Consider the following 8,782-nt stretch of genomic DNA (forward strand, 5'->3'; position numbering starts at 1 on the left):
TCTTTTCTACCAGGTCCCACGGAATGAATGCTGCTTTCTTGATCCAACGGTTGTTCGGATCCATTTGTAATCCCAAGGGCTGATTAAAATCTTCGAAGGAAAGTTGTTTAGAAGGAGTTTTATACATGTTATATCACCTGTGTGCAAGGATTTTGAGCTGTTTTCCACCATACTCATGCACTTATTATACTACGAAACACTGATGAATACTGCAGTTATGCACACTATTGGTTTGTGCAGTTTACATTAAATAACAGGCACGTTTTATTATGCTCTATGTATTTCAGAATATCAAGAAAACAATATGAAAATATTTTCAATAAAGTCCCCCACTTAAATTGTCAAATAAAAAAAGTACTGTCGACTATAGATTCTATAGCCAACAGTACTAATTTACACATTACATTTAAAACATTTTTTTTACATCATTCCTGGCATACCACCCATACCTGCCGGAGCAGCCGGAACTGCCGGAGCCGGTTCTGGTTTATCTGCCACCAAAGTTTCGGTCGTCAAAACAAGAGCAGCAATAGAAGCAGCATTCTGCAAAGCAGAGCGAGTAACCTTAGCCGGATCAACAATACCAGCCTTAACCATATCTACATACTCTTCTTTCAGTGCATTAAATCCAATACCGTCACCAGAAGCTTTTACTTGTGCTACAATAACTGAACCTTCCAATCCTGCATTGGTAGCAATTTGGCGAACCGGTTCTTCAATAGCACGTTTAACCAGATTAATGCCAGTCTGAATATCTCCTTCTTCGTTAAATTCATCCAAAGCAGGAAGAATATCAATAAAGGTAGTACCACCACCAGCTACAATACCTTCTTCAACTGCAGCACGAGTAGCGTTCAATGCATCTTCCAAACGAAGTTTCTTGTCCTTCAATTCAACTTCTGTTGCCGCACCTACTTCGATAACAGCCACCCCACCAGACATTTTAGCCAAACGTTCCTGTAGTTTTTCTTTATCAAAATCAGAGGTTGTATCAGCAATCTGAGCTTTAATCTGTGCAACGCGATCCTTGATGGCAGCGGAATCCCCGTGACCTTCTACAATAGTCGTTTCATCCTTGCTTACACGAATTTGACGTGCTGTACCTAAATCTTCCATCGTAATGCTATCCAGCTTACGACCGACATCTTCACTGATAACCGTTGCGCCTGTAAGGACAGCGATATCCTGCAGCATCGCTTTACGGCGATCACCAAAGCCAGGTGCTTTGACAGCTACAGCCTTAAAGGTTCCACGCAATTTATTGACAACCAGCGTAGCCAATGCTTCCCCTTCTACATCTTCAGCAATGATAAGGAGTTCCTTACCAGCCTGAACAACCTTTTCCAATGTAGGAAGCATTTCCTGAATGGATGCAATTTTACGATCCGTAACAAGAATATACGGTTCGCTCATAACTGCTTCCATTTTGTCTGGATCCGTTACCATGTACGGCGAAATATATCCGCGATCAAACTGCATGCCTTCAACAACAGACAGCTGTGTTCCCATTGTTTTAGATTCTTCAACAGTAATAACGCCGTCTTTGCCAACTTTTTCCATCGCATCAGCAATAAGGCCGCCTACTTCTTCATCACTGGCAGAAACAGACGCAACCTGTGCAATAGAAGCTTTATCAGAGACAGCAATAGAACGTTTTTTGATTTCTTCAACTAATTTAGCAACGGCCTTTTCAATGCCCCGCTTCAAAATCATCGGATTAGCACCGGCAGCCACATTGCGCATGCCTTCCTGAATCATAGCTTGCGCTAACAGGGTAGCTGTCGTTGTGCCATCACCTGCTACATCATTGGTTTTAGTAGCAACTTCTTTTACAAGCTGTGCGCCCATATTTTCAAACGGATCTTCTAATTCAATATCACGAGCAATAGTTACCCCATCATTGGTAATAGTCGGAGAACCAAATTTTTTATCCAATACTACATTGCGTCCTTTAGGTCCCAATGTAATTTTTACTGCATTAGCTAATGCGTCCACACCTTTACCCAAAGCCCGACGCGCATCTTCATTAAACAAAATTTGTTTTGCCATGTCAAACACTCTCCTATACTAAAGTTATCGATTATTCTATGTTAAATAATAGCTAAAATGTCACGTTCACTGACAATTAGATAATCCGTACCTTCAAATTTAACTTCCGTACCAGCATATTTGGAGAAAATAATTTTATCGCCTACTTTTACATCCAAAGCGGTGCGTTTGCCGTCATCCTGCAATTTACCAGGACCTGCCGCCACGACTTCACCCTGGCTTGGCTTTTCTTTCGCTGTATCTGGTAAAAAGATGCCGCTCGCAGTTTTTTCTTCCTTTTCCAATACACGAATAACAACACGATCTCCTAACGGTTTTAACATTTTATATTCCTCCTCAATCATAAACAAGTTTTTATTAGCACTCAATATATCTGAGTGCTAACTACAATATATATATTACCTATGAAAGGTAAAAAAGTCAATACTTTTCTATTCCTTTTTACAATTTTGGTTCATTTTTTTGCTGCCGCAAGCGTTTAGCGCTAGCTATAACTGCATCCGCAACATCCTTCAGTGATTTTCTATTTTTCATACTGTACTGCTGCAGACGGCGATATGCTTCGTTTTCAGAAATATGATAAAGTTCCATCAAATATCCTTTTGCCTTTTCTACGGATTTTCTTGTTTCCATTCGTTCATTCATTTCCACCAACTGTTGCGAAACCTCTTGCTGGCGCTTAAATTGTGCTACAGCAATTTCTATGGCTGGATACAAATTTATCGGGCTGACCGGTTTGACTAAATATCCTAAAACGCCGGAATTCTTTGCTTTATCAACGACATCCTGCTGACTATAAGCCGTCAAAAGCAATACCGGTGCTAATTGCTCGTGACCAATCATTTTAGCTGCATGAATTCCGTCAAGACGAGGCATTTTAATATCCAGCAAAACAATATCCGGTTTTTCGCGGCGTGTCAGTTCGAGTGCTTCAACCCCGTCAGCAGCTTCTCCTACCACGGTATGACCCGCTTCTTCCAACATTTCACGTAAATCCATGCGGATAAGAGATTCATCATCTCCTATGATAACGCGATACCCCATATCAATTTCCTCCCTTTGCAACCGGAAATATAATACATACCTTCGTACCTTTAGGATCCCCTTTTGTAAACTCCAATGTTCCCTTCAAATCCTTTTCAATCAATGTCCGTACAATTTCCATGCCTAAATGTTTTCTCTGTGAATCCTCTTTTTTTGACTGTTCCATGCCAATTCCATCGTCTGTCACAGTAATAGTACAATGTTTCTCTTTATTTTCAATCATTATATCCAGTTTACCTGCCGGCTGTCCTTCAAAGCCATGAATAATAGCATTTGTAATTAATTCATTCAGAACCAGCGCCAACGATACTGTTTCATCCGAAGGAAGAAATAAGGTCTCCCCTGAAAAAGATGATTCTACATGACAATCTGCACTAACTAAACTATGCGTAAGGAGCAGCAGCAGTTTTTTAGCTACATCAGAAATATCTATATTTTCCTCATCATGATGGGATAATGTTTCATGAACTAATGCAATACTCAAAATCCGATTAAGGCTCTCTTTGAGTACATCTTTTGCTTCTTGACTTTCTGTACGGCGCATCTGCATTCGCAATAAGCTGGCAATTGTTTGCAAATTATTTTTTACGCGATGATGAATTTCCTTGATAACGGAGGTCTTGATCATCAATTCTTCTTCTTTGCGATATAGCTCTGTCCGTTCTGTCAAAATAGCAATAACGCGATGTACCTTCCCTCGTTGTAATAAAGGAATAACACGGCGGGTAAATACCACCATCCCAAAAGTAACATCTTCTACAAAACCCTCGTGAGTGGCCAAAGCCTGCTTTGCCCCAGTCAGATTTGTTTGCGTATTATAAATATTGCTTCCTACAAGAGGTCCTGAATGACCGCGCATATGCATGATACTGTCAGCCATTTCATCCGCATAAATAATAACACCATTACAATTAATGAGTACCACACCGTCTTGTACGGATAACCGGCAATAGAGCTTACGGAAATCTTTTTCTATCGGCACCTGAAGTGCTAAAAAAGCAGTTTCCGTCAAAATATCTCGATTCGATTCCACTTTTCCTACAAACGAAATAACCGCGATGGTTTCACCAGCATTATCAACAAAAGGATACGAAAAAAGCGGTTCGATATGCCCATATTCTATTTCCTTGCTGCCTTGCATGGCTTGTCCTGTCTGCAGTACGCGCAGAGCAATTGGCTCTTCATATCCCGCAAAAACAGTTCCAACAGATACTTTTCCAGATGTATCGCCGATCTGTTGCAAAAGTGGGATGCAGTGTGCTGCTAAAATCAGTGTTTCTTCTTTTCGTCCCGGCACAAATACCAATAATTCCCGATGGGACAAATCGCTGGCAAATTGGAGCAGCTCTTCACTATTTTTCAAAATATGAATCTGAACATCAGATAGTGCACTCTGACTACGGCAAATAGTTTCAATAGAAGCCAATACAAGTCACCTCAATACATTAATAAGATGTAATAGCCAAAGAAGGTCTGGCATTAAGTGTCAAATCAGCAAAGTGTCCTTCTAATGCCATATAATAGGCTCGACAGCCAATCATCGCGCCATTATCTGTACATAATACAGGTTCTGGACGGTAAAAAGCATAGCCTTGCTCCGCACATATCGTTTCCATGGCCTCTGCCAACGCACTATTCGCCGAAACACCTCCAGCAACAGCAATTTTCTCAGCATGACAATAGGCGGCTGCATCCATCGTTTTTTCTACCAAAGTTTCAACGACTGTTTTTTGAAAGCTTGCGGCAACATTATTCACATTATAACGGTTTCCCCGCTGCTCCTCTGTATGAAGATAGTTGAGAACGGCGGATTTCAATCCACTGAAGCTAAATTCAAAATTATTTTTCTCATGAAGTGCTTTCGGAAAAATAATCGCTTCCGGATCACCGGTCTTTGCCAGCTGATCAATTTGCGGGCCGCCTGGATAAGGATATCCCATAACACGAGCAATTTTGTCAAATGCCTCACCTGCCGCATCATCCCGCGTTTGTCCTAAAAGAGAAAATGTATTATAGTCTTTAATCTGAACTAATTGCGTATGTCCTCCCGAAACTACCAGGGCCAGAAAGGGAGGCTCCAATTCAGGATGGCTCAAAAAATTAGCAAAAATATGTCCTTCCATATGATTTACGCCCACCAGCGGCTTGTCAAGTGCAAAGCTCAAGGCCTTGGCAGCTGCAACACCTACTAAAAGAGCGCCTACCAGTCCCGGTCCATACGTCACGCCTATGTGATCTATTTCTTGTAAATCAACCTGTGCTGTATCAAGCGCTTCCTGAATAACCGGCATAACATATTCAATATGCTGCCGTGAAGCAATTTCCGGTACTACTCCACCAAATTTCCGATGAATGGGCACTTGTGTGGAAATAATATTAGAAAGTATTATTCGCCCATTCTGGATAACAGCTGCTGAAGTTTCATCACAGCTAGTTTCCAACGCTAATGTATACATAATCTCCATCCTTTTTTATCTATCTTATAATCCGCCGATAATTTTCTTTTCTACAATTCATGACATATGCATCTTCGAGTGGTTTAGAGTAATAATTTTTTCGGACAGACAGCACAGTATACCCCAATTTACGATATAGATGCAACGCGGGCATATTAGAAATACGAACCTCCAAAAAAATATCATTACAACCGTCCTCCCATGCCGCCTCCATAAGAACACGCAATAATAATTCCCCGTATCCATTTCTACGGCAGCACTTGCATAGTGCAATGTTGGTTATCTGCCCTTCGTCCGTGACACGCCATAAGCCTGCATATCCAACAATGGATTTTGTTTCGTCCTCCAATACATAATACCTGGTCAACTCTTCATTAGCTAACTCCCTGAATATTGATTCAATAGACCATGGCACAGAAAATGTTTCTTTTTCAACCGCATAAATACCAACTGCATCATCCATTTTAGCCTTTCGGACAATCATAGACACAGTTGTTCACCATGCTTTTTCTCCCATAAAACTTCTGCCTCGCTACGTCGTTTATATGACGGGGTAAGTGTCATACAATCATCTATATCATTATTTTTAAGGCGAACGAGGGCCGCCATTGCCAAACTTCCTGCTCTGGGAATCACCATAGTCGGCGGTGCTATCGAAAATAAAGGACACCCTTCTTGAATTTTCTGATGCCCTACCGTAATACCATCACCACAAAAAACAATTCGCTTACCCTGTTGCTCCAATATATCAAGTATCTTTGTCAGCGGCATAATACATACAGGCATAATCACGTGCAGTTCACCTTGACTCCATTCATATACAGAAGCGTACACATTGCCCTTTTGAGCATCTACGAGAACACAAATCCGAGCTGCTGCTCCCACAAAATTCCATGCCATGCTGACTGGAGTTTCTATTCCTATAATAGGCACTTTCCAAGCAAAGGACAAACCTTTTGCTGTAGCCAAACCAATACGCAATCCCGTAAAAGATCCTGGCCCGACGGAAACGGCAATAGAATCAATATCCTGTTTCTGCACTGATGCTTTTTCCAGCATATCAGCAATATGCGGCATAAGCTGCTCGGAATGAGTTAATTTTGCTTGTATAGTAAGTTCAGCACGAAGTATATTATCATGCAACAGCGCAACACTAGATACAAGACTGGATGTTTCAACGGCTAGTAACATATCGTTTTACCTCTTTTTCTATATGTATCCATTTATCATCATTAAACTCCATGTGGAATATACGATCCATGGAGCTGCTTTTTTCAATAGATATAATAGCAGCATGGGAAGGCAGCCGATCAGGAAATTTTTCAGCCCATTCGATAACGGTAATACCGTTAGTAATATAGTCATCAAAACCTAAATCATCCAATTCATATTCTTCCTCAAGACGATAAAAATCAAAATGCAGAAGAGGAATCGTATGCTCATAATAATTCAATATCGTAAAAGTGGGACTCACAACATTTTCTTCAATCCCCATTCCTCTGGCAATTCCCTTGACAAAATGCGTTTTGCCGGCTCCTAAGTTTCCTTTCAAAGCTAATACATCCCCCGCTGCCAGCATTTTTCCTATGACAATTCCCAAAGCAACAGTCTCATTCTCTGAATGAGTTTCTATATCTATCATTTCATCGGCTCCTTATCTAAAGTGATTCCATCCTGTAGGCTGCAGTAAAACTTCCTGTCCCTCATAGGATACATATACCTTTCCAGTCCCCTTCGAAACGTTTCCTATCTCCGTAATATCCGGAAATTCTTTTTTCAGCGCATTAAAATTGGGTGCCGATATAGTAAATATCATTTCATAATCTTCCCCGCCATCAAAGACAAATTTCCAGATGTCTTTTCCAACAGCAGCCGCCCATTTTATTAATTCATCACTGCAAGGTATCAAATCTCGCTTCAAATGTAAATCCACATGACTTGCCTTAGCAATCTCATTGGATTCACTAGCTAATCCATCACTGATATCATTCAGGCTATGACCATGAAATGCCACTAATTTTCGGCCTAATTCTATCTGCGGAACAGGAAATTGATGCGCCTTTTTCAATTTTTCATAGCCACTTTTTTCTGCCAATAAAACGTCTAATCCGCCTGATGCATCACCTATTGAATGAGAAACAGCAATAATATCACCAGGTTTTGCACCACTGCGGCAAATCGCCCTTCCTGTTTCTATTTCGCCAAAAGCAGCAACTGTAATGACCATGCCCTCTTTCGATGTTACAGTATCGCCCCCGAGAATATTAACACGATAGATTCGGCAAATATCTTTAATCCCCTTGTAGAGATCAACCAACTCCGTCATTTCCATATGGGGTGGAATCGCTGTCGATAGGACGAGTTGTGTAGGAATCCCTCCCATAGCGGCAATATCACTCAAATTAGAGGCCACCGCCTTATATCCAACATCATACCATGTGGCTGTTTTACCTATAATAAAATGACTGTTTTCAACCATCGTGTCAATAACGGAAATTTGTTCCATTCCTGGTGTGGCCTTGTATACAGCCCCATCGTCTCCTATGCCAATGACAACCGAATTCGGATCAAAAATAGTATCATCTGTAACAGCATCAATAAATCCAAATTCTCCTATATCAGATATTTTCATACTTCATTACTCCTTATGAAGACTTCTAATCTATTTTAATAGAAATGTCGTAAAAAGTAAAATACATAATCCATAAATATATACAAAAAAACAGTCCATACAAAATGCATGAACTGTTTCACTGGTGACCCGGTAGGGATTCGAACCCTAGACCTACTGATTCGTAGTCAGTCACTCTATCCAGCTGAGCTACCGAGTCATGTGAAGGGATATGAGTACATGATAAGCAACTCGCATCCCTCTGCTTTGGCAGGGGCAGAAGGAGTCGAACCCTCAACCAACGGTTTTGGAGACCGCTACTCTACCAATTGAGCTATACCCCTATGAAAATCAGCGGCTTCCTATCCTCCCGGGGCGCTTCCACCCAAGTACTTTCGGCGTTTGCAGGCTTAACTGCTGTGTTCGGTATGGGAACAGGTGGATCCCTGCAGCCATCACCACTGAATTCGTTTCAGGATTCGTATCCTGACAACTACATCGAAAAGTATTTCGGATCTTAACAATCGGTGTGACTCTAATGTCATCTACTTAGTTTGTATGTTTTGGTTGTGAGTCTTTCGTCGTTTCTTCGCATGTACTCTTTTTCAAACCATTCGCCTTC

9 protein-coding genes, 2 tRNA genes and 1 rRNA gene are annotated in these 8,782 nt (G+C 41.1%); all 12 read right to left on the reverse strand.

The annotated features are described in order from the left end of the window. Positions 1-420 precede the first annotated feature (420 nt). The 12 genes from groL to rrf all read right to left on the reverse strand — a co-directional run bounded on the left by groL (position 421) and on the right by rrf (position 8,626). Positions 421-2,049, reverse strand: a complete 1,629-nt coding sequence (gene groL, locus AB840_RS14360; RefSeq protein WP_048515533.1) for a chaperonin GroEL — start codon at positions 2,047-2,049, stop codon at positions 421-423. 41 nt (positions 2,050-2,090) lie between these two features. Continuing rightward, positions 2,091-2,372: a co-chaperone GroES gene (groES, locus tag AB840_RS14365; RefSeq protein ID WP_048515534.1), complete on the reverse strand. Its 282-nt coding sequence runs from the start codon at positions 2,370-2,372 to the stop codon at positions 2,091-2,093. Positions 2,373-2,490: 118 nt separating this feature from the next. Further along, the gene (locus tag AB840_RS14370; protein WP_048515535.1) at positions 2,491-3,093 is read right to left on the reverse strand and encodes an ANTAR domain-containing response regulator; all 603 of its coding nucleotides are present in this window, start codon (positions 3,091-3,093) and stop codon (positions 2,491-2,493) included. A 1-nt stretch (position 3,094) separates the two neighbouring features. Then, a complete protein-coding gene (locus AB840_RS14375) occupies positions 3,095-4,519 on the reverse strand; it encodes a histidine kinase N-terminal domain-containing protein (protein WP_048515536.1) in 1,425 nt (474 codons plus the stop codon). Between the two features lie 19 nt (positions 4,520-4,538). After that, entirely contained in the window at positions 4,539-5,549 is a 1,011-nt protein-coding gene (gene tsaD, locus AB840_RS14380; protein WP_048515537.1) for a tRNA (adenosine(37)-N6)-threonylcarbamoyltransferase complex transferase subunit TsaD, read from the reverse strand. A gap of 19 nt (positions 5,550-5,568) precedes the next feature. Beyond that, positions 5,569-6,033, reverse strand: coding sequence for a ribosomal protein S18-alanine N-acetyltransferase (rimI, locus tag AB840_RS14385; protein WP_048515538.1), 465 nt, complete (start codon positions 6,031-6,033; stop codon positions 5,569-5,571). Then, positions 6,030-6,740, reverse strand: a complete 711-nt coding sequence (tsaB, locus tag AB840_RS14390) for a tRNA (adenosine(37)-N6)-threonylcarbamoyltransferase complex dimerization subunit type 1 TsaB (protein WP_048515539.1) — start codon at positions 6,738-6,740, stop codon at positions 6,030-6,032. Before tsaB ends, rimI begins: the two co-directional genes overlap by 4 nt. Then, a complete protein-coding gene (gene tsaE, locus AB840_RS14395; protein WP_048515540.1) occupies positions 6,724-7,191 on the reverse strand; it encodes a tRNA (adenosine(37)-N6)-threonylcarbamoyltransferase complex ATPase subunit type 1 TsaE in 468 nt (155 codons plus the stop codon). Before tsaE ends, tsaB begins: the two co-directional genes overlap by 17 nt. 12 nt (positions 7,192-7,203) lie before the next feature. Further along, positions 7,204-8,181, reverse strand: coding sequence for a thiamine-phosphate kinase (thiL, locus tag AB840_RS14400; RefSeq protein WP_048515541.1), 978 nt, complete (start codon positions 8,179-8,181; stop codon positions 7,204-7,206). A 122-nt stretch (positions 8,182-8,303) separates the two neighbouring features. Beyond that, a tRNA-Arg gene (locus AB840_RS14405) sits at positions 8,304-8,380 on the reverse strand. Positions 8,381-8,428: 48 nt separating this feature from the next. Next, a tRNA-Trp gene (locus tag AB840_RS14410) sits at positions 8,429-8,504 on the reverse strand. Between the two features lie 5 nt (positions 8,505-8,509). Next, positions 8,510-8,626, reverse strand: a 5S ribosomal RNA gene (rrf, locus tag AB840_RS14415). Positions 8,627-8,782: the final 156 nt, after the last annotated feature.

It is taken from the genome of Megasphaera cerevisiae DSM 20462 (assembly GCF_001045675.1).
GTDB classification, from domain to species: Bacteria; Bacillota; Negativicutes; order Veillonellales; family Megasphaeraceae; genus Megasphaera; species Megasphaera cerevisiae.